Here is a 21611-nt window from a genome sequence, read left to right as displayed (position 1 = left end):
GTCGTATCCGCATGCCAATTAACGGGATGCGGCAATCAGTGGCCGATCCCGGGAAGGGTTCACCGGGTAGTTGATCTCCAGGCTGCGGCGGCGAAAATCGCTGGGGCTGACGCCAACCCGCTTGCGAAACACCCGGGAAAAATAGAGCTGATCGTCATAGCCAACTACCCGGCCAATAGTGGCAATCGATTCCTGGGTAGTTTGCAGCAGCAGTTTGGCGCGGATCACCCGCTGATCTTCACGCCAGCGCAGGATATTTATCCCGACCTGGTCACGGAACAGATGTGCCAGCCGCGAAGGCGAAAGGCAAACGTGGCGGGCCACTTCATCGATACGCAGCTCCCCTGCCAGATTGCCGGTAATAAACTGGCAGGCCTCAATCACCCGTGGGTCCATAATCTTCTGTGGGCTGAGGGGATCCTCCTCCATCGCGCGCAGCAACAGTCGTTCCAGCAGGTTCATGCCAATTTCTTCGGCAAAACGGCGGCCGGAGCGTTGGGTCTGCTCAATGTTGGCAAATAGCCGGTCAAACTCGGTCAGCAACTGGTTGTTGGGCAGCGTCAGACGCCCTACCTGATGTGCCTTGCTGTGCCATTCCAGCCAGTCGGCCCAATAGGCACGCGGGCGGAAATAAACCCAGCGGTGATACCAGCAGTCACTATCCGGTGATCGGCCATAGTTATGTGCCGCCTTGGGCGGAAATAGCAGTAGATCGCCGGGGTTACAGTAAAGCGTCTCCTCACCGTCAAAAACTTTGCCCTGGCCTTTAATGGTCAGATTGAGGATGTAACCCTTCATGCCGCCGGGGCGGTCGATAAAGAAATCCAGCGGCCCGTCCGCCATAATCGGCGTCAGCCCGGCAACCAGGTAGGCGTTAAAGGTGTAACCCGGCAACAACGGGTTCGGTTGGGGTTCCTGAACCATGCGATGATACATCTGGCCTCCAAAAGTGTCGTTTCTTTATCCCAATACTTGGCAAAATGAGTGGCCTGTTCCCCTCACCCTAACCCTCTCCCACAGGGAGAGGGGACCGATCGAGTTCATTGATTTTTCTGTGTAAAACCTATCTTTCCTCTTACTCCCTACTTTCCGAAGCTGCACGGGCCAACCACGCGCTCCATGCAGCTCCCACTCCCTGCGGGAGAGAGTTCATTGATTTTTCTGTGTAATACCTATCTTTCCTCTTACTCCCTACTTTCCGAAGTTGCACGGGCCAACCACGCGCTCCATGCAGCACCCACTCCCTGCGGGAGAGAGTTCATTGATTTTTCTATGTAAAACCTATCTTTCCTCTTGATCCCTACTTTCCGAAGTTGCACGGGTCAACCACGCGCTCCGTGCAGCTCCCATTCCCTACGGGAGAGAGTTCATTGATTTTTCTGTGTGAAACCTATCTTTCCTCTTACTCCCTACTTTCCGAAGTTGCACGGGCCAACCACGCGCTCCGTGCAGATCCCATTCCCTACGGGAGAGAGTTCATTGATTTTTCTGTGTAATACCTACCTTTCCTCTTACTCCCTACTTTCCGAAGTTGCACGGGCCAACCACGCGCTCCGTGCAGCTCCCACTCCCTACGGGAGAGAGTTCATTGATTTTTCTGTGTAAAACCTATCTTTCCTCTTACTCCCTACTTTCCGAAGTTTTCCGAAGTTGCACGGGTCAACCACGCGCTCCGTGCAGCTCCCTCTCCCTGAGGGAGAGGGTTGGGGTGAGGGGAAAATAGAGATTGCTGAATAAACGACAAAACACTATCCACCTATAGCAAGTTTACCCATTCGGCAAAATGCTGCTCATGGCAATCGCAAAATTGTGATGGGTCTTCACGCCCTGCTCTTCGCTTGTTGCTTGTAGCGGTCAAAAATCACCGCGGCCAGCAGGATCACGCCGCGCACCACATACTGCGAGAACGGTGAGATATTCAGCAGGTTCATGGCGTTCTCCACCGTGCCCAGGATCAGGATCCCAGCGATAACATAGGAAATTTTGCCAATGCCCCCTTTGAGCGAAACGCCCCCCAGCACGCAGGCGGAAATCACGATCAGCTCATAGCCGATGGAGGTCATCGGCTGGCCGCTGGTCATACGCGAAGCCAGAATGATGCCCGCAGCGGCTGATACCAGCCCGGAAAGCACAAAGATGATGATCTTGGTACGCACTACCGGCACCCCGGCCAGCCGAGCCGCCTCCTCGTTACCACCGATCGCCAGAGTATTGCGGCCAAAGGTGGTTTTATTGAGCAGGAAACCAAACAGGATCAGGCAGCCAATGGTGATCCAAATCGGTGCAGGCAGCCCCCACCAGTTGGCATAGCCGAGCGCAAAGAAACGCTCGTCTTCGATCCCCACCGCTTTCCCATCGGAAATGATATAGGCCAGGCCGCGGAAGATCTGCATGGTGGCCAAGGTGGTGATCAGCGCGTTAATCTTCAGCCGGGCGATCACAAAACCATTGATCAGCCCAGAGAGCACGCCCAACAGCAAACCGGCAGCCACGCCGATCCACAGGCTCTCGGTCATGTTGATGACCACCGCCGCGGTGACACCCGCACAGGCGATAACCGACGCCACCGACAGGTCAAAATCGCCCGAGGCCAGACAGAACAGCATGCCGCACGCCACCATACCGGACATGGATATCGCCAGCCCCAAGCCCTTCATATTGATAAAGCTGCCAAAATTCGGCACAAACACGACGCAGGCAACAAACAGCACGGCAAATACCACCAGCATGCCATAGCTGTCCCAGATACGCGCCAACCCAAGGCCGCCGCGGTTTTTCACAGAATTGGTTGTCATGCTCGACATCTCTTGCTCCTTCGCAATCAGGCCATCGCCGCTGCAATATCGGGGGTACGTAACATCGCCAGGCTGAGGGCTTTTTCCTCAGTGGCCTCGCTATGGGTCAACTCGCCAGAGATCGCCCCTTCACGCATCACGATGATGCGATCTGCCAGCCCCAGTACTTCGGGCAAATCGCTGGAGGCGAACAGCACCGCAATGCCCTGCTGCGCCAGCTGATAAATCACGTGGTAGATTTCGTGTTTTGCGCCAACGTCAATACCGCGTGTCGGCTCATCCAGCAGGATCACCTTCATCTCTTCCGACAACCAGCGGCCCAGGATCGCCTTCTGTTGGTTGCCGCCGGAGAGATTCATGATCAGCTGTTCGGCGGTGGGGGTTTTGATATTCAGCGCGCGGATATGGTGATCGGCATTGCTGGTTTCCCAGGCGTTATCGATCAGGCAGCCCGCCTTGATGCTTTTGCGGCGTGCGCTGATGTTGATATTGTCACGCACCGAGTGCACCGGAATGATGCCGTCGGCCTTACGATCTTCCGGGCACAGCATCACGCCCGCACGGATAGCGTCGATCGGTGAACGAACATCGAGCCGCTTGCCATCCAGCATCAATTGGCCCGCAGTTACCCGCGTAGCGCCAAAAATTCCTTTCATCAATTCGCTACGCCCTGCGCCTACCAAGCCAAACAGGCCAACAATTTCGCCAGCGCGTACGTTAAGGCTGATAGGCGTTTTCACCCCGGCGGCCTGCAAATCGGTAAGCTGCAAACGCACTTCTCCCAGCTCGCGTGGCTGATAGCCATAGACATCACCGAGATCCCGCCCCACCATCGCCTGCACCAGCACTTCATTGTTCACCTGCTGCATATCGTCGAAGGTGCGTACATAGCGGCCATCCTTAAACACCGTAATGGCATCACTCAGTGCAAAGATTTCCTCCATCCGGTGTGAGACATACAGGATCACTCGCCCTTCGGCCCGCAACTCGCGGATCACCCGGAACAACTGTTCAATTTCACGTGCCGACAGCGAACTGGTCGGCTCATCAAACGCAATCACTTTGGCATTACGCGCCAAGGCCTTGGCAATCTCCACCATCTGCCACTGGCCAATCGACAGATACTTCAACGGGGTATCCGGATCGATGTCCAACCCGAGGTGTTCCAGCTGTAAGCGGGACTCATAACGCAGCAGTTTGCGATCCACCAGGCCATGTTTGGTCGGCAACTGGCCAAGGTAGATGTTCTCTGCCACGGTCATTTCCGGCACCAGATGCAGTTCCTGGTAAATAATCGCCACCCCGGCGTTCAACGCGTCGGTGGTATTGGCAAACTGCACCGCTTGTCCCTGGAGATGGATCTCCCCTTTGCTTGGGGCGTAATTACCGCTGAGAATTTTCAGCAGCGTCGATTTCCCGGCGCCGTTTTCCCCCATCAGCGCGTGGATCTGTCCGGCCTGACAGTTGAAACTGATATCATCCAGCGCTTTGACGCCAGGGAAGCTTTTACCGATGCCTTTGAAAGCCAGATAGGGCGTGACGGCAGTCATAGTGCTTTCCTCAATGCTATGCGATAAATGGCCGCCCGCTTGATGCAGGCGGCTCGCCCCTTACATCAGACCTTTTTTCTGCAGTTCCACCTGGAAGTTGTCGCGGGTGATCAGCACCACGTCAGTCACTTCGGTGAACTTCTCTGGTTCCACGCCTTTCTCTACCCAGTCATGCAGCATCTGAATGCTCTTGTAGCCATGAATATCCGGGCTTGGCAGCAGTGAACCGTAGAAGCCGGTTGCCTGTTTCTTGGAAAGCTCGCTTACCGCGTCAACGCCGTTGATACCAATGCCGATCACGTTAGGCGCTTTAAAGCCCTGGCCTTCGGTGGCACGTACACCGCCCAGCACGGTGTTGTCGTTCATCCCGACGATCAGCCAGTTTTTCACTTCCGGATGCTGCACCAGCATCGAGTTGGCGGCATCGAACGCCCCTGGGATGTCGTTGGATTTGGTCGGTACCTTGTAGATTTGCTGCTCTGGGAAACCAGCGGTTTTCAATGCGTCCATCGAGCCACCGGTACGGCGGCGTGCCGTGTCCAGTTCATCGGAGGTAATCGCCATTACGCCGGTCTCTGCCACTTTCCAGCCACGTTTGTTCATCTCTTTCCACAGCTCTGCGCCTTGGCGTTCACCTATCTTGGTGGCCGCCATCATCACTAGCGGCACGCTCTCCATCGGTTTGCCTTTGGCGTTAACAAACTGGTCGTCAACCGCGATCACTTTCAGATCGTAGCTGCGTGCCTTGGCGACAATCGCCGAGCCGAGTTTCGGGTCTGGGGTGCAGATGACAAACCCTTTGGCCCCGCTGGCTGCCAGGCTGTCGATGGCATTGAGGGTTTTCTCGCCGTCCGGTACGGCAATCTTGATCACTTCAAACCCCAGGTCTTTACCCGCCTTGTCGGCAAATTTCCATTCAGTCTGGAACCAGGGCTCTTCTGGCTGTTTAACCAAAAAACCCAGTTTCATGGTCTCTGCGACAGCTGAATGTGACATAACCGCCGTCAGACCAATCACTGCCAACGCCTTAGTGAATTTATGCATGGTACTCTCCGCTGTTTTGCTTTCATCGGCAGAAAAACCGCGCCACCGTGAAAACGTTATCATTATGAGAACCTGTCACGACAATGGCCTTATATCTCGCTTCTTGCCGTCGACTCAGGTAAGACGCAAACAGTTTTAGCCGGTATTTGTTAGTTAAATGTAGAGCGCTATCACATCCCGAGATAACAGCAGATATGTGCATACATTTAGCAAATTTAACCAAGTGATAACTTTTGACCCCCATCACAAAATCACTGTAGCAAGCAGAAAAGTGCATACTTCCAGCCAATGATTCCTCACCTGCCTCGCCGTCCCGCTCCTATCGTTAACCTCAACCTAACAAGTAAGGAGTCCGCATCATGACGGCAGGTGCTATTGCCCTGGGATTAGACTTCGGCAGCGATTCAGTGCGGGTACTGGCTGTCGACTGTCAAAATGGTAACGAACTGGATACCGAGGTGGTCTACTACCCTCGCTGGCAGCGTGGTGACTTTTGTAACGCCGCGCAGAACCAGTTCCGCCACCATCCACTCGACTATATCGAAGCCATGGAGCAGGCCATCGTCGCCGTGGTGCAGCGCATGAGCCAGGAACAGCGGCAGGCCGTGGTCGGGATTGGGGTAGATTCCACCGGATCCACTCCCGCCCCGATTGATGAACATGGCGATGTATTGGCGTTGCGGCCGGAGTTTGCCAGCAATCCCAACGCCATGTTTGTGCTGTGGAAAGACCACACCGCCATCGAGGAGGCGGAGGAGATTAACCAACTGTGCCGCCGTGGCGATTTCCCCGACTATTCGCGTTATATCGGTGGCGTTTACTCCTCTGAGTGGTTCTGGGCCAAGATCTTGCACGTTTCACGCCAGGATGAAGCGGTACGCCACGACGCCGCCTCTTGGGTAGAACTGTGCGACTGGGTGCCAGCACTGCTTTCTGGCACTACCGCACCGGATCGGTTAAAGCGCGGCCGTTGCAGCGTTGGGCATAAAACGTTATGGCATCCGGACTGGGATGGTTTGCCACCTAAAGCCTTCTTTGCGGCTTTGGATCCGTTGCTGGTGGAAGATCTGCCCTATCCGCTGTTTACCGGTTCTTACACTGCCGATCTTCCGGTAGGGACTCTGAGCAAAGAGTGGGCCACACGGCTTGGGTTATCAGAAAGCGTGGTGCTGTCCGGTGGCGCGTTTGACTGTCACATGGGGGCCGTCGGAGCCGGTGCGCAGCCTTATACGCTGGTGAAGGTGATTGGCACGTCGACCTGCGACATTCTGATCGCCGATCGTGAGCGCGTGGGCGATCGTGCCATTAGCGGCATCTGTGGCCAGGTGGACGGCAGCGTAGTGCCGCAAACTATCGGGATGGAGGCCGGGCAATCCGCTTTTGGCGATATGTACGCCTGGTTCAGCCGCCTGCTGAGCTGGCCACTGCGTGAAGCCGCCAAGACGCAACCGCAACTCCAGACACAGCTGCAACAAATCGAGCATGACATGCTGGCCGCCCTGACCGCCGCCTGGGCCAAAAACCCGTCGCTTGACCATCTACCCGTGGTATTGGACTGGTTCAATGGCCGCCGCACCCCCTACGCCAACCAGCGCCTGAAAGGAGTGATCACCGATCTCAACCTCGGCACCGATGCGCCCACGCTGTTTGGTGGCTTTATCGCCGCAACGGCTTTTGGCGCTCGTGCCATCATGGAGTGCTTCGAACAGCAGGACATTCCCGTCGATAACGTGCTGGCTTTGGGCGGTATTGCCCGCAAGTCACCGGTGATCATGCAGGTTTGCGCCGATGTGATGGATCGTCCGCTACAGATCGTCGCCTCCGACCAATGCTGTGCACTGGGTGCGGCCATCTTCGCCGCAGTGGCCGCCGGGCACTTCAGCGACGTTCCGCAAGCTCAGCAGCATATGGCTTGCAGTATTGAACGTACTTTGCAGCCCGATCCGGCAAACGTCGCGCGCTACCAACAACTTTATGAACGCTATCAACAGTGGTGCCAAGCCGCAGAGCCGCGCTTTGCCGCAACCACCAAAAATTAATACGCCGGGGCAGACCCCCTCGGCTCAATAAAACCTCTAGATCCAGGAGTTTTTGATGAACATCTTTAAGCAACGTGAAGTGTGGTTCGTGATCGGTAGCCAGCATCTCTATGGTCCCAAAACCCTGCAACAGGTGATGGAAAACGCCGAGCAGGTCGTGAACAGCCTGAACCGCGACGCAGGTTTACCTGTGAAGATGGTGCTGAAACCGCTGGTCACCACGCCGGACGAAATCACCACCGTCTGCCGTGATGCCAACTATCACCAGGACTGTGTCGGCATCATCACCTGGCTGCACACCTTCTCACCGGCAAAAATGTGGATTGCAGGCTTGTCGATCCTCGATAAGCCGCTGCTCCAGTTCCATACCCAATTTAATGCCGAGGTTCCCTGGGACAGCATGGATATGGACTTTATGAACCTGAACCAGACCGCCCACGGTGGCCGTGAGTTCGGGTTTATCGGTGCTCGTATGCGCCAGCAGCACAGCGTGATCGCGGGCCACTGGCAAGACAAAAATGCCCAGGAACGTATCGCTCAATGGATGCGTGTTGCCTGTGCCAAACAGGAAAGCCAGCAGCTGAAAGTGGCGCGTTTTGGTGACAACATGCGCCAGGTCGCCGTGACCGATGGCGATAAAGTGGCCGCGCAGATCCAGTTTGGCTACTCCGTGGATGCTTACGGCATCGGCGATTTGGTCAGCGTAATCGATGAAGTGAGCAAGGGCGATATCGATACCCTGGTCGAAGAGTACGAAGCCAGCTATGAGCTGAGCGACGTAGCAAAGGTTAACGGTGCCAAACGGCAGAACCTGATCGATGCCGCGGCTATCGAACTGGGTATGAAACGTTTCCTCGAACAGGGCAAGTTCCACGCCTTCACCACCAATTTTGAAACGCTGCACGGCATGAAGCAGTTGCCAGGTTTAGCGGTACAGCGCCTGATGCAGCAAGGCTACGGCTTTGCCGGCGAGGGCGACTGGAAAACCGCGGCCCTGCTGCGCATTATGAAAGTGATGGGCAGCGGCTTAAACGGCGGCACTTCGTTTATGGAGGACTACACCTACAACTTCCAGCCGGGCAACGATCTGGTGGTGGGTTCCCACATGCTGGAGGTCTGCCCTTCCATCGCCAAAGAACACAAGCCGCTGCTGGATATTCAATATCTGGGCATCGGTGGCAAGGCCGATCCGGCCCGCCTGATCTTCTCTACCCCGGCAGGCCCGGCGGTAAACGCCAGCCTGATCGATATGGGCGATCGTTTCCGCCTGCTGGTCAATCAGGTTGATACCATTGAGCAGCCTAAACCGTTACCTAAACTGCCGGTGGCGCGGGCGATCTGGCGTGCTCAGCCTTCCCTGGCTACGGCGGCGGAAGCCTGGATCCTGGCAGGTGGCGCACACCACACGGTGTTCTCGCAGTCACTGAACGCAGACTACCTGCGTCTGTATGCCGAAATGCACAACATCGAATTCCTGCTGATCGATAACGACACCACCCTGCCAGCGTTCAAGAACGAAATCCGCTGGAATGAAACCTACTACCAAATCAACCGTCGCTAAACGCTCCCGCAAAAACTGCAACCGGTTTCAGAAACCGGTTGCAAACTCATTTCAACTCGACCTAAACTAGACTCAATATTTAACGTATAGAGAGAATAGTTATGTCTGCTTTCCCGAAAGAGTTCCTCTGGGGCGCGGCTAGCGCGGCGTATCAGGTTGAAGGCGCACACGATGCCGACGGCAAAGGCCCATCCATCTGGGATACCTTCTCCCACCTGCCAGGCACCACTTACCAAGGCACAAACGGCGACGTTGCCGTCGATCACTATCACCGCTTCCGTGAGGACGTGGCGCTGATGGCCGAAATGGGGATGCAGAGCTACCGCTTCTCTATCTCCTGGCCGCGCCTGCTGCCACAGGGCCGGGGCACCATCAATGAGGCCGGGGTCAAATTCTATAGCGATCTGATCGATGCCCTGTTGGAACACAACATTGAGCCGATGATCACCCTGTACCACTGGGATCTGCCGCAGGCATTGCAAGATGAAGGCGGTTGGGAAGCACGCAGCACTGCGGAGGCTTTTGAAGAGTATGCCCGCCTGTGTTACCAGCGTTACGGCGATCGTGTCAAACTATGGTCTACCTTCAATGAGACCGTGTGCTTTATCGGCTTCGGTTACATCACCGGCGGCCACCCACCAGGCGTACAGAGCCCGGCGCGCGCTATCCAGGCCTGCCACCACGTCTTTGTGGCCCACGCCAAAGCGGTGGCTGCATTCCGCACTAGCGGCATTGCCGGCCAAATCGGCTTCGTCAACGTGTTGCAAACCCATACCCCGCTCAGCCAATCTGCGGAAGATCTGGCGGCCTATCAGTTGGCCGAAGGGATCTTTACCCACTGGCTGTACGATCCGGTACTGAAAGGGGAATATCCGGCTGAACTGCTGGCGCAGACTCAGGCACTGTGGGGCGTGCCACAATTCGCACCTGGTGATGAGCAACTGCTGCGCGACAATATCTGTGACTTTATTGGCCTGAACTATTACAAACGTGAAACCATCGCGGCCAATAATCAACAGTCACATCTGACCATCAACACCACCGGTGAGAAAGGCAGCGGCCACCAGCAGGGTAACGAATTCGGCTTTAAGGGGCTGTTCAAGTTCGTCCGCAACCCGAATGGCGTGTATACCGATTGGGACTGGGAGATTTATCCCCAAGGCCTCACCGAAGGCATCATGAATATCAAGGCGCGTTACGGCGATATTCCTATCTACATCACCGAGAACGGTCTGGGAGCCAAAGATCCGATTATTGATGGTGAAGTGGTGGATGACGATCGTATCGACTATCTGCGCCAGCACATTGGTGCCATTGAAGACGCCATCAAACAGGGCGCCGACGTACGCGGCTACTACCCATGGTCGTTTATCGATCTGCTGAGCTGGCTCAACGGCTTCCAGAAGCAGTACGGCTTTATCTACGTTGACCACAACAAAGATCTGGCACGCCAGCGTAAGAAGAGCTTCTTCTGGTACCAAAAGCTGATCGCCAGCAACGGTGCGGAACGTTAATCACATTCCCATTGTTACTGGACATAATACCGCAACACCCGAGCTTGAGGCAGGTGGGAGTCATTGCAGGTAAGCCGACCGTTGAGCGCAGGGATGCGCGATACGAGCCTCCAAGGATGGATTCACGGCGTGTCGGTGTTCTGTATGACTCTCACCTGTTGCACCATTACCTGCAGCGACCCAACCTGACTAACATTTTTATAGGTTAGGCCAACGAAATCGCCTTCTCCTCGCGCATTGGCTCATATTTGAGTAAGCTATGCCGCTTACTTCGTTGGAATACCACTCAGGATCTCGTATGACCCAAGCTGAATATTCGCGCATCGGCGGTTGGCTGCTAGCCCCGATGGCCTATCTGATCGTTACCCTGCTCAGTGCCAGCCTTATGTTGGCCCTGTACGGTATGGCCATTTTTATGCCGGAATCACGCGAGTATCTGAGCACCAATGCTCACGCCTTCTCCACGCAGTGGTATCTATCGGTGATCACTACGCTGGTGATGTGGTGCTTTACGCTGTACCTGCTGTGGCTGTTCTGCCAGCGTTCACAACGTTTTCCAAAGCTGTTCCTGGTCTGGCTGCTGATCACCGTGCTATTGGCAATCAAGGCGTTCGCCTTTGCCCCCGTGCCCGATGAACTTGCCGTGCGTAGCCTGCTATGGCCGTTGGTGATGGCCGCCCTGCTGGTGCCCTATTTTAAGCGTTCCCAACGCGTGAAAGGCACCTTCACCGAGAAGTAACCACGGCAAGGCACGATTTGATCGCACTGCTGTGTAAATTTTCAGCAAAACAGGCAAAAAAGCGCAATACCCTTGCGATTAGTATGTTGTCGTTACGCCGCCGATTACCGATAATAGGCGGCTTTTATTTTTTTAGGCATTGCAATGACCGAATACCTGCTCTTGTTTGTTGGCACCGTACTGGTGAACAACTTTGTCCTGGTGAAATTCCTGGGCCTGTGCCCCTTTATGGGCGTTTCCAAGAAACTGGAAAGTGCCATCGGCATGGGTATGGCTACCACATTCGTGATGACGTTGGCCTCGGTCTGCGCCTGGCTAATCAACAGCTTTATCCTGATCCCGTTGGATCTGGTTTATCTGCGCACGCTGTCCTTTATTCTGGTGATCGCCGTCGTGGTGCAATTCACCGAAATGGTGGTGCGTAAAACCAGCCCGGCGCTGTATCGCCTGTTGGGGATTTTCCTGCCGCTGATCACCACCAACTGCGCCGTGTTAGGCGTGGCGTTGCTCAACGTCAACCTTGGCTACAACTTCCTGCAGTCTGCGGTTTATGGCTTTAGTGCCGCCGCAGGCTTCTCATTGGTGATGGTGCTGTTTGCCGCCATCCGTGAACGCCTGGCGGTCGCCGATGTGCCCGCGCCGTTTCGCGGTTCCTCTATCGCCTTGATCACCGCTGGCCTGATGTCTCTGGCCTTTATGGGCTTTACCGGGCTGGTGAGATTCTAATGACTGCGTTGTGGATTGCGGTGGCGGCATTAAGCGCCTTGGGATTGCTGTTTGGCCTGGTGCTGGGCTTTGCCGCGCGCCGCTTTGAAGTGGAAGAAGATCCGGTTGCCGAACAGATCGACGAAATTCTGCCGCAGAGCCAATGTGGCCAATGCGGGTATCCCGGCTGCCGCCCCTATGCCGAAGCGGTAGCCAATGGCGAGATGATCAACAAATGTGCCCCGGGTGGCGAGCAGGTGATGCTCAAGCTGGCCGAATTACTCAACGTCGAGCCACAACCGCTGGACGGCGGTGCTGCCGTGGCCGAGCCGGTGCGTAAGGTCGCCTTTATTGACGAAGCCAACTGCATCGGCTGCACCAAGTGCATTCAGGCCTGCCCGGTGGACGCCATCGTGGGTGCCACCCGCGCCATGCACACGGTCATTACCGATCTCTGTACCGGCTGTGATCTGTGCGTTGCACCCTGCCCAACCGATTGTATTGAAATGAAACCGGTCGCCACCACGACCGCCAGCTGGAAGTGGGATATGCAAACCATTCCGGTGCAAGTGATCCCCGTGGAGCAACATGTTTAATCTGTTCGCCGCTTTGAAAAAAGATCGGATTTGGGATTTTGACGGTGGCATTCATCCACCCGAAATGAAGACCCAGTCCAGCGGTGTGCCACTGCGCGTGGCTCCCCTGCCCGACATTTTTATCGTCCCCTTGCAACAGCATCTGGGACCAGAAGGTGAGCTGTGCGTCAAAGCCGGTGACCACGTACTGAAAGGCCAACCACTGACCTTTGGTCGTGGCCGCACCTTGCCGGTACATGCGCCCACCTCGGGCACCATCCGCGCCATTGAACCTCACGTTACCGCCCATCCTTCAGGGCTGGCGGAACTGTGCGTGATTATCGATCCAGACGGTGAAGATCGCTGGTGCGAACTGATGCCGGTCGCCGATTACCGCCAACTGGATGCGGCAGAGCTGATCCAACGTATTCATCAGGCCGGGATTGCCGGACTGGGGGGCGCGGGTTTCCCAACGGCCAGTAAGCTGCAAGGTGGCCGTGAAGAGGTGGAAACCCTGATCCTCAACGCTGCCGAATGCGAGCCCTATATCACCGCCGACGACCGGCTGATGCAGGAACAGGCCGCTCAGATTATCGAAGGCACCCAGATCCTGCGCCACCTGTTACAACCCAAAGTGACGCTGATCGGCATCGAAGATAACAAGCCGGAAGCCATCGCCGCGCTGAAAGCCGCTTTGCGCGGGCAGGATGGCATCGCCCTGCGGGTGATCCCTACCAAATACCCTTCTGGTGGTGCCAAGCAGTTAACCAAAATTCTGACGGGCAAAGAAGTGCCTCACGGCAAGCGTTCGTCCACCATCGGCGTGCTGATGCAGAACGTGGGCACCGCCTTTGCCATCAAGCGGGCGATTGTCGATGGCGAGCCGTTGATTGAACGCGTCGTCACCTTAACCGGTGAGGCCATGAGCCGACCGGGCAACGTCTGGGCGCGCCTCGGCACGCCGGTGCAACACCTGCTGGCCTTTGGCGGCTATCAACCTCAATCCCAACAGATGGTGGTAATGGGCGGCCCGCTGATGGGCTTTACGTTGCCAACGTTAAACGTGCCGATTGTCAAAATCAGCAACTGCTTACTGGCCCCGACGGTTGACGAAATGGCCGTACAAGAACCAGAGCAGTCCTGTATTCGCTGTGGGCTGTGCGTTGATGCCTGCCCTGCCGGGCTGTTGCCGCAGCAGCTTTACTGGTTCAGCCGTGGCGAAGAGCACGAGAAGGCGCGTAAGCACAACCTGTTCGACTGTATCGAATGTGGTGCCTGTGCCTACGTTTGCCCCAGCAATATTCCGCTGGTGCAATATTATCGCCAAGAGAAGGCCGAGATTAACGCGTTGGATCAGGAAGCGGCACGTACCGCCGAAGCCAAGGCACGTTATGAAGCCAAGCTGGCCCGCTTAGAGCGTGAGAAGCTGGCGCGCGAAGAGCGTCATAAAAAGGCCGCGGTGAAACTGACCGACAGCGATCAAGATGCCGTTCAGGCGGCTTTGGCTCGCGTTCGCAGCAAAAACAGTGAGGCTGCTGGCGTTGCTATCAGCGGCCAGGAGCCGGATAACAGCGCTGCCATTGCTGCCCGCGAAGCGCGTAAAGCACAGGCTAGAGAGCGCAAGCTCGAGCAAACTAGTGAAATGCCTGCCGCAGCGGTGCAAGATGAAGATCCACGTAAAGCGGCCGTGTCTGCAGCATTGGCACGAGTCAAAGCCAAGAAAGAGGCGCAGGCACAAGACGCTGAAAGCGTGGCGGAAACTGTAGCTTCAGAGGATCCGCGTAAGGCTGCGGTAGCGGCGGCATTAGCCCGCGTGAAGGCGAAAAAGGCCGCGCAGCAGGCTGAGCTTTCACAACCGCAGGTTGACGAGGAACCCATCCCTACGGCTGAACCGGAAGATCCACGCAAGGCCGCCGTTGCCGCCGCGCTGGCCCGAGTCAAAGCCAAAAAGGCCGCACAGCAAGCGGAGCTTTCTCAACCAAAAGTTGACGAAGAACCCAACCCTACGGCTGAACCGGAGGATCCACGCAAGGCCGCCGTTGCTGCCGCGCTGGCCCGCGTGAAGGCGAAAAAGGCGGCGCAGCAAACTGAGCTTTCTCAACCGCAAGTTGACGAGGACCCCATCCCTACGGCTGAACCGGAAGATCCACGCAAGGCCGCCGTTGCTGCCGCGCTGGCCCGAGTCAAGGCAAAAAAGGCCGCTCAGCAACTGGCGATGGTAGATAAAGAGTAAGCGGTATGGGGTCTTGCCGAATGCAAGGCCCCACTTAATCGATAGAAATCAGGTAGGTGTAATTGACATCGATCTGCCGCAGTTTCGCATCCTGGTTCCACGCCTTAGCTTCGATCATCTCCATCTCTACGCTTCCGCGTACTTCATTACGCAGCCCTGGCATCACATGCGAGATCAGGTAAGAGATAAATTTCACGCACTCTTTGGCCGTCCCCTGATGGGTAATCGCGATGTACTCACGCGCTGGCAAGCGAATATCTTCAATCTTGTGACCAGAAAGGATGTCCTTCTTGAATTCCGGCTCCACCGCCATGGTATGCGTGACTGAACACTCGCCTTCGCCGCGCTCATTGTCAGAATGGATGCTGTAAACCTTGTGGCACTCCATATTCAGCCCTTTGAAGAAGTCATTAAAGATTTCCCCCTTCATGGCGATACAGGAAGAAATGGCCATCTCTTGGGCAGTATCAAATTCCATCTCACGTGTAAAACCGACCAGGTGCGTATCTGGCAACGTCAGCCGTTGAATCTCCGGATAGAAACCCGCCTCATATACGGCTTCGAAGTCGAAGCGCGGCATCAGGCTCTTCACGTCCCATTTCTCCATGGTACGGTAGCGGTTTGGCGTAATGCCAAAACGTTGCTTAAACATCCGGGTGAAGGTTTGCTGTGAATCAAAGCCCAATTCATCGGAGATATCGATAATCGTACGATTGCTGATGCGCAGCGCGACCGCCGCACGGGTAAGAATGCGTGAGCGAATATAGGTGGCGAGCTGGATACCGGTGATACGCTTGAACTTACGCTGCAGGTGCCACTTGGAGTAGCCGGAGATACGCGCAACTTCATCCAGATTGGGCCGCGTTTCCAGATGAATTTCGACCCATTCAATCAGCTCTTCAATAAATAAAATATCTTCATTAGTCATTATTAGATGTTCGCTACTTCAAAAATGCTCAGGATAGTAACCTGCGTTAATTATATGAAAGTTGTTATTCCGTGCGCAAAGCAGTCCAAAAATAGCAGCTCGATCATCAGTATGACAACCCATACTGCACGTTTTACATCCAGCCTGGCTTTTTCTCACCGCAAAAGCTGAATATCCTTATGATTAGCACGTATTACCCGGCATATGATTGAGGTAGAATGCAGCGCTGTAATTTCCCCCGGTGCCCGCACCGTGAATGCACTGATTAACATGGCAAAGAAATGGTAGTTATTCTATGAAGTTCAGGCCGGTACAACAGGCAGCCCCCAAGGGCTTACACATCGCCAGCTCTCCGTTTACCCATAACCAGCAAAGCACCAGCCGCATCATGCTTTGGGTTATGCTGGCCTGCATTCCCGGCATGGCCGCACAGGTGTGGTTCTTTGGCTATGGCAACCTTATTCAGACCGCGCTGGCCATGGTGACCGCCCTCGGGGCCGAGGCCGCCATTCTTGCGCTACGTAAACAGCCAGTCAAGACACGGCTGGCAGATAATTCCGCCCTGCTCACTGCGCTGTTGCTGGGCATTAGCCTGCCACCGCTGGCTCCCTGGTGGATGATCGTTATCGGCACCTTCTTCGCCATTGTGATCGCCAAACAGCTATACGGCGGACTGGGGCAAAACCCTTTCAACCCGGCCATGGTGGGTTACGTGGTGCTGCTAATCTCCTTCCCGGTACAGATGACCAGTTGGTTACCGCCGGAAGAGCTGCGCGCAACCGCCCTGACCCTGCCGGATACCCTGCTAGCTATTTTCAGTGGCCACACCGCCCAGGGAGCCACTCTGCACGAATTGCAGATGGGCGTTGATGGCATCAGCCAGGCGACGCCATTAGACGGTTTTAAAACCGGCCTACGCAGCGGCCACTCGGTCGAACAGGTACTCCAGCAACCGCTGTTCGGTGGCACCCTGGCCGGTATCGGCTGGCAGTGGATTAACCTGGGCTTCCTGCTCGGCGGCCTGTTTATGCTGGGTCGTAAGCTGATCCACTGGCAAATCCCGTTCAGCATGGTGGCCGTCATTGCCCTGTGCTCAGGATTAGCCTGGACGTTAGATCCGGCCCATCAGGCTTCCCCGCTGATCCACCTGTTTTCCGGGGCCACTATGCTCGGGGCTTTCTTTATAGCCACCGACCCGGTCAGTGCCTCTACCACGCCCAAAGGTCGGCTGATTTACGGCGGCCTGGTTGGCTTGCTGGTCTGGCTGATCCGCGTGTATGGCGGTTATCCCGACGGGGTAGCCTTTGCCGTACTGCTGGCCAACATTACCGTGCCTTTGATCGATCACTACACGCAGCCACGCGTGTATGGCCACCGTTGAGGAGTCATTATGCTTAATTCCATGAGAAAGCATGGCACCACACTGGCCGTGTTTGCCGCTGTCACCACCGGCCTGACCGCCGTGGTGTACCAGTTAACCAAAACCACTATTGCTCACCAGGCGGCGTTGCAACAAAAAGCGCTGCTGGACCAGGTCGTCCCGCCGGAACATTATGACAACGATATGCAGAGCGAATGCCTGCTGGTCAGCGATCCGGCGTTAGGCAACGGCGCGCCGCATCATCTGTATCTGGCCCGCAAGAATGGTCAACTGGTGGCAGCCGCGTTGGAAACGACCGCGCCAGACGGTTATTCTGGGGCGATCCAACTGCTGGTCGGGGCCGATTTTAACGGCACGGTATTGGGAACCCGCGTGATAGAACATCACGAAACGCCAGGGCTGGGCGACAAAATCGAATTACGTATCACCGACTGGATCACCTTCTTCAGCGGTAAAAAGATCGACGGTCCGGATGATAAACGTTGGGCAGTGAAGAAAGACGGCGGCATGTTTGATCAGTTCACTGGGGCTACCATCACCCCGCGAGCAGTGGTCAACGCCGTGCGTCGTACAGCGTTGTTTATGGAGACGCTGCCGCCTAAACTGGATACCTTGCCTGCCTGCGGAGCCAGCGAATGAGTGAAGCCAAAGAGTTAATCGTACAGGGGTTGTGGAAAAACAACTCTGCGTTAGTGCAATTATTGGGGCTGTGCCCGCTGCTGGCGGTAACGTCAACTGCCACCAACGCCTTGGGGCTTGGGCTGGCCACCACGCTGGTGCTGACCATTACCAACGGTTCTATTTCCGCCCTGCGTCGTTGGATCCCGAGTGAGGTCCGCATTCCGATTTATGTGATGATCATTGCTGCCGCGGTGAGTATCGTGCAAATGCTGATCAACGCCTACGCTTTCGGCTTGTATCAGTCGTTGGGGATTTTTATCCCGCTGATCGTCACCAACTGCATCGTGGTGGGCCGAGCTGAAGCAGTAGCGGCGCGAAAACCGGTAGGACTGGCATTGATCGACGGTATGGCCATCGGCCTTGGTGCCACCAGTGCCATGTTTGTGCTGGGCTCGCTACGCGAGCTGATTGGTAACGGTACGCTATTTGATGGCGCTGACCTGCTGCTGGGCAGTTGGGCCAAGGTGTTGCGCATTGAGATTGTCCATTTCGACACCCCTTTCCTGCTGGCTATGCTGCCACCGGGTGCCTTTATCGGTCTGGGCTTGATGCTGGCAACCAAATATCTGATTGACGAAAAAATGAAGGCGCGTAAAGCCAAGGCCTTGGCAGTTGAACCTAACATGGAACAGGGACACGTAGAGAAAGCGCTATGAATAAAGAGAAACGCCTGGAGATCCTGACCCGCTTGCGGGATAACGACCCGCATCCGACCACCGAGCTGGTGTATACCACCCCTTTTGAGCTGTTAATTTCCGTGCTGCTCTCCGCTCAGGCAACCGACGTCAGCGTTAACAAGGCCACGGCCAAGCTCTACCCGGTTGCCAACACGCCAGCGGCCTTGCTGGCGTTAGGGGTAGACGGCGTCAAGGAGTACATCAAAACCATCGGCCTGTTTAACAGCAAAGCCGAGAACGTGATTAAAACCTGCCGCATCCTGCTGGAAAAGCATGAGGGTGAAGTGCCGGAAGATCGCGCTGCACTCGAAGCCCTGCCCGGCGTGGGGCGCAAAACGGCCAATGTGGTGTTGAATACGGCCTTCGGTTGGCCAACCATTGCTGTTGATACCCATATCTTCCGCGTCTGTAACCGCACCCACTTCGCCCCAGGGAAAAACGTGGCGCAGGTAGAGGAGAAGCTGCTGAAAGTGGTTCCCGCCGAGTTTAAAGTCGACTGCCATCACTGGTTTATCCTGCATGGCCGCTATACCTGTATCGCCCGTAAACCGCGCTGCGGTTCATGCATTATCGAAGACCTATGCGAGTTTAAAGAGAAGGTCTATCCGCTTGATTGAGAGTACCGGGCACGGCGATCCGTGTCCGCGACTCTTCCCTCCGGTTTTTTATCAAAAATGTGACGTCGGGCAGCATTAACCTTGGTGGAACCCGGGATTACCCTACAAACTCGCTGTTTCAGATATTTTCAACCGTAAAATTAGTCAAAAATTGTGGTTAACCTCACGTCTTGACGATCACATCTCATTTACAAACCTCACTACCGATCTGTTCATTTTCAGATATTTTGCATAACCCAATTTATGCACAACAAACCAAGGCCTAATCAATCATGAGCATTGATATGGACTGGATATGACTTAAATAGCAGAAGATATAACTAAATTAATTCAGGATAGCTTTTAATCAAAACAAAAACTCGGCAAATTTAAAAATGGCAAACGTTAATACTGCATAACATTTGCAACATAGTTGCATAGCGTTGCCTATGTTATATGTAACAGAACATGTCAAAAAGCTTGCCACGTTGACAAAGATAGTGAACATTAACCGCCGGCATTCATCCTATAAAAATGCAGAAGTGTGCAGCCCTGCATCACATTCTGCTTTTCCCGTCCTGACAATACGGGTAGTGAAAAAACCAGAGGTACCAGTGTCAACTGCAAACAACAATTCTTCGGAAAACATTAGCCTTAACGCGTTTAAGCAACCTAAGGCCTTCTACCTGATCTTCTCGATTGAACTCTGGGAACGTTTCGGCTACTACGGTCTGCAAGGCATCATGGCGGTCTATCTGGTCAAGATGCTTGGCCTGAGTGAAGCCGACTCGATTACGCTGTTCTCCTCATTCAGCGCGCTGGTGTACGGTTTCGTGGCCATTGGTGGCTGGTTGGGGGATAAAGTTCTTGGCTCCAAGCGGGTGATCGTCTTGGGAGCCATTGTGCTGGCCGCCGGCTACGCCATGGTGGCCTATTCTGGCCATGATATTTTCTGGGTTTACCTGGGGATGGCCACCATCGCCGTGGGTAGCGGTCTGTTTAAAGCCAACCCTTCTTCCCTGCTGTCTACCTGCTATGAGAAAGACGATCCGCGTTTGGACGGTGCATTTACCATGTACTATATGTCCGTCAACATCGGCTCATTCTTCTCCATGCTGGCAACCCCATGGCTAGCGGCCAAATATGGCTGGAGCGTCGCCTTCTCACTGAGCGTGGTGGGGATGCTGATCACTCTGGTCAACTTTATGATGTGCCACGGCTGGGTTAAGCAATACGGTTCAAAACCTGACTTTAAGCCCCTGCAGGTCAAAAAACTGCTGATGGTGATCGTTGGTGTAGTGGCGTTGATCGCCATTTCCAGCTGGTTGCTGCACAACCAGATTATCGCACGCTGGGCACTGGCTATCATCTCTGTGGGTATCGTCATCGTGTTCGCCAAGGAAACCTTCGCCTTACACGGTGCCGCTCGTCGTAAAATGATCGTGGCCTTCCTGCTGATGCTCGAAGCGGTGGTGTTCTTCGTGTTGTACAGCCAGATGCCAACCTCACTGAACTTCTTTGCTATCCACAACGTTGAGCACAATATTCTGGGGATCGCTTTTGAACCAGAGCAGTATCAGGCACTGAACCCGTTCTGGATCATGATGGCCAGCCCTATTCTCGCCGCGCTGTATAACAAGATGGGCGATCGTCTGCCAATGCCGCACAAGTTTGCCTTCGGCATGATCCTGTGTTCCGGTGCATTCCTGGTGCTGCCGTGGGGCGCAAGCTTCGCCAACGACCAGGGCATCGTGTCCGTTAACTGGCTAATCTTGAGCTATGCGCTGCAGAGTATCGGTGAGTTGATGATCTCTGGTCTGGGTCTGGCCATGGTCGCCCAGTTGGTACCACAACGCCTGATGGGCTTTATCATGGGCTCCTGGTTCCTGACCACCGCCGCCGCCGCGCTGATCGCCGGTAAGGTCGCGGGTCTGACCGCCGTCCCAAGCGACATCAACGATGCGCATGCTTCTTTGGCTATCTATAGCCACGTGTTTATGCAGATTGGTATCGCCACGGCAGTGATCGCCGTGCTGATGATGCTGACCGCACCGAAGCTGTATCGCATGACGTTGGATACCGCAGAAGATACGGCAGCAAAAGCGAAAGCTGCTGCTCTCTAATCTCTGCTGTAACCTGACCTCAAAAACGCCGGAGCCTAGCTTCGGCGTTTTTTTATGATGCACAGAAAAATTGCGAAACGCTTCGCTATCTGAACAATCGTGCGCATTCAACAGCATGGGTATTAAGTAGACTGCAGGTGGGTGCTCTGGATCTTTCCGTCTGGAGCATTTGGTAAAGGATGGAAAGAGAAAAGCCCCGGACCGATTTACATCAATCCGAGGCCGATCTCACTCCTAAGCAAGGTGAGGTTAGCCTCTTAAAATCCCAAAATCAAGGGACAAGGAGGTTAAGAATGCCGCAAAAACTGCTGGTTTTATGCCTGATCGTTATCTGTGTGACGCTGATCGCAGTCATCTGGATAACACGTGATTCGCTGTGTGAATTACGCGTCAGGCAAGGAACAACGGAAATTGCCGCCATTCTGTCTTGCCTGAAACAGCGGTAAGGCGATCCCACGGATGGGGTTCGC

18 protein-coding genes are annotated in these 21611 nt (G+C 55.1%); 13 read left to right on the top strand and 5 right to left on the bottom strand.

Annotated elements, in window-relative coordinates:
* Window positions 1–18: 18 nt before the first annotated feature.
* The 4 genes from araC to WN53_RS20405 all read right to left on the bottom strand — a co-directional run bounded on the left by araC (window position 19) and on the right by WN53_RS20405 (window position 5389).
* Window positions 19–936, bottom strand: coding sequence for an arabinose operon transcriptional regulator AraC (gene araC / locus WN53_RS20420; protein ID WP_046808211.1), 918 nt, complete (start codon window positions 934–936; stop codon window positions 19–21).
* Between the two features lie 884 nt (window positions 937–1820).
* Entirely contained in the window at window positions 1821–2804 is a 984-nt protein-coding gene (gene araH, locus WN53_RS20415) for an L-arabinose ABC transporter permease AraH (protein WP_024486688.1), read from the bottom strand.
* A gap of 17 nt (window positions 2805–2821) precedes the next feature.
* On the bottom strand, window positions 2822–4345 hold the full coding sequence (gene araG, locus WN53_RS20410; protein WP_024486689.1) for an L-arabinose ABC transporter ATP-binding protein AraG: 1524 nt from the start codon (window positions 4343–4345) through the stop codon (window positions 2822–2824).
* Window positions 4346–4405: 60 nt separating this feature from the next.
* Complete coding sequence (locus tag WN53_RS20405; RefSeq protein ID WP_024486690.1) at window positions 4406–5389, bottom strand: arabinose ABC transporter substrate-binding protein; 984 nt, start codon at window positions 5387–5389, stop codon at window positions 4406–4408.
* 359 nt (window positions 5390–5748) lie between these two features.
* On the opposite strand from WN53_RS20405, the gene WN53_RS20400 reads away from it, so the two are divergent.
* The 7 genes from WN53_RS20400 (at window position 5749) to rsxC (ending at window position 14755) form a co-directional block, all read left to right on the top strand.
* A complete protein-coding gene (locus WN53_RS20400) occupies window positions 5749–7428 on the top strand; it encodes a ribulokinase (RefSeq protein ID WP_024486691.1) in 1680 nt (559 codons plus the stop codon).
* Window positions 7429–7483: 55 nt separating this feature from the next.
* Window positions 7484–8989 carry an L-arabinose isomerase gene (gene araA / locus WN53_RS20395; RefSeq protein WP_024486692.1) on the top strand — a complete coding sequence of 502 codons (1506 nt, stop codon included), beginning with the start codon at window positions 7484–7486 and terminating at the stop codon, window positions 8987–8989.
* Between the two features lie 101 nt (window positions 8990–9090).
* On the top strand, window positions 9091–10503 hold the full coding sequence (locus tag WN53_RS20390) for a glycoside hydrolase family 1 protein (protein WP_046808210.1): 1413 nt from the start codon (window positions 9091–9093) through the stop codon (window positions 10501–10503).
* 298 nt (window positions 10504–10801) lie between these two features.
* Window positions 10802–11242 (top strand): DUF2569 domain-containing protein, encoded by a 441-nt coding sequence (locus WN53_RS20385; protein ID WP_024487067.1) that lies wholly within the window; start codon window positions 10802–10804, stop codon window positions 11240–11242.
* Window positions 11243–11386: 144 nt separating this feature from the next.
* Window positions 11387–11968 (top strand): electron transport complex subunit RsxA, encoded by a 582-nt coding sequence (rsxA, locus tag WN53_RS20380; RefSeq protein WP_021178056.1) that lies wholly within the window; start codon window positions 11387–11389, stop codon window positions 11966–11968.
* Window positions 11968–12543 carry an electron transport complex subunit RsxB gene (gene rsxB / locus WN53_RS20375; protein ID WP_021804523.1) on the top strand — a complete coding sequence of 192 codons (576 nt, stop codon included), beginning with the start codon at window positions 11968–11970 and terminating at the stop codon, window positions 12541–12543. Before rsxA ends, rsxB begins: the two co-directional genes overlap by 1 nt.
* Window positions 12536–14755, top strand: a complete 2220-nt coding sequence (gene rsxC / locus WN53_RS20370) for an electron transport complex subunit RsxC (protein ID WP_046808209.1) — start codon at window positions 12536–12538, stop codon at window positions 14753–14755. Before rsxB ends, rsxC begins: the two co-directional genes overlap by 8 nt.
* 34 nt (window positions 14756–14789) lie before the next feature.
* Here rsxC and WN53_RS20365 read toward each other — a convergent pair whose 3' ends face one another.
* The gene (locus tag WN53_RS20365) at window positions 14790–15683 is read right to left on the bottom strand and encodes a helix-turn-helix domain-containing protein (RefSeq protein ID WP_024486622.1); all 894 of its coding nucleotides are present in this window, start codon (window positions 15681–15683) and stop codon (window positions 14790–14792) included.
* A 295-nt stretch (window positions 15684–15978) separates the two neighbouring features.
* On the opposite strand from WN53_RS20365, the gene rsxD reads away from it, so the two are divergent.
* The 6 genes from rsxD to WN53_RS28055 all read left to right on the top strand — a co-directional run bounded on the left by rsxD (window position 15979) and on the right by WN53_RS28055 (window position 21587).
* Entirely contained in the window at window positions 15979–17064 is a 1086-nt protein-coding gene (rsxD, locus tag WN53_RS20360) for an electron transport complex subunit RsxD (RefSeq protein WP_024486621.1), read from the top strand.
* 9 nt (window positions 17065–17073) lie between these two features.
* On the top strand, window positions 17074–17703 hold the full coding sequence (rsxG, locus tag WN53_RS20355; protein WP_021804527.1) for an electron transport complex subunit RsxG: 630 nt from the start codon (window positions 17074–17076) through the stop codon (window positions 17701–17703).
* Window positions 17700–18401 carry an electron transport complex subunit E gene (locus WN53_RS20350; RefSeq protein ID WP_024486620.1) on the top strand — a complete coding sequence of 234 codons (702 nt, stop codon included), beginning with the start codon at window positions 17700–17702 and terminating at the stop codon, window positions 18399–18401. The genes rsxG and WN53_RS20350 overlap by 4 nt, the downstream gene beginning before the upstream one ends.
* Complete coding sequence (nth, locus tag WN53_RS20345) at window positions 18398–19039, top strand: endonuclease III (protein WP_024486619.1); 642 nt, start codon at window positions 18398–18400, stop codon at window positions 19037–19039. Before WN53_RS20350 ends, nth begins: the two co-directional genes overlap by 4 nt.
* 593 nt (window positions 19040–19632) lie before the next feature.
* Window positions 19633–21141, top strand: coding sequence for a dipeptide/tripeptide permease DtpA (gene dtpA / locus WN53_RS20340; protein ID WP_024486618.1), 1509 nt, complete (start codon window positions 19633–19635; stop codon window positions 21139–21141).
* A gap of 293 nt (window positions 21142–21434) precedes the next feature.
* Window positions 21435–21587, top strand: a complete 153-nt coding sequence (locus WN53_RS28055) for a Hok/Gef family protein (RefSeq protein WP_080660769.1) — start codon at window positions 21435–21437, stop codon at window positions 21585–21587.
* Window positions 21588–21611: the final 24 nt, after the last annotated feature.

It is taken from the genome of Serratia fonticola, assembly GCF_001006005.1.
Classification (GTDB): Bacteria; Pseudomonadota; Gammaproteobacteria; order Enterobacterales; family Enterobacteriaceae; genus Chania; species Chania fonticola.
Note: the sequence above shows the minus strand (reverse complement) of the source record. Positions and strands in the feature narration are given on the sequence as shown.